Genomic DNA, 796 nt, shown 5'->3' on the forward strand with positions numbered 1-796 from the left:
GATCAAGTACGTATACGAAAATGGCAAGGAAGCAGCACCAAGCTTCACAGACAGCGCGAAATTCACGCGTATTCTGAAGATCAACGTCGTAACGAAAGCGATCGTAGAAAAAGGCCCATGGACATCACAAGATGACGTGATCAAGGGACAAACTTCACCAGACATCAAGGGTTACGTAGCGGATAAAGCAAGCGTAGCAGATGTGAAGGTTACAGCAGATTCAGCTAAACCAGCCGATGAAGTCGTAACGTACAAGAAGGCTGATCAAAAAGCAACCATCACCTTCGTAGACCAAGCTAAGAAAGAATTGGTTAAGATCTCAGAAGGCGGTAAGTCAGGCGAACCAATTAGCCGTGACCAATACCTTGCGAAGTTGAAAGAATTGACTAACCAAGGTTACAAGGTTGTGAACGATGAGTTCAAGGATCCACAAAACTTTGATGATGATGCAAGCAAGGACCAAAACTACACTGTTCAATTGGAAGAAGGCGTAGTACCATTCGATCCAAACAATCCACCGAAACCAAACGATCCGATGGATCCTAAGAATCCGGATGGACCTAAGTGGACAGATGATAAGATCAAGTCAGCTCAACAAGAAGCTGTGAAGGAATTGAGCCGTACGATCAAGTACGTATACGAAAATGGCAAGGAAGCAGCACCAAGCTTCACAGACAGCGCGAAATTCACGCGTATTCTGAAGATCAACGTCGTAACGAAAGCGATCGTAGAAAAAGGCCCATGGACATCACAAGATGACGTGATCAAGGGACAAACTTCACCAGACATCAAGGGT

The 796-nt window shown here is 45.1% G+C and carries 1 protein-coding gene; it reads left to right on the top strand.

Annotated elements, in window-relative coordinates; genetic code table 11:
* On the top strand, nucleotides 1-796 hold a 796-nt coding region (locus tag D8797_RS10250), incomplete at both ends, for a mucin-binding protein (protein WP_185780880.1).

It is taken from the genome of Streptococcus cristatus, assembly GCF_003944225.1.
Taxonomy (GTDB): Bacteria; Bacillota; Bacilli; order Lactobacillales; family Streptococcaceae; genus Streptococcus; species Streptococcus cristatus_K.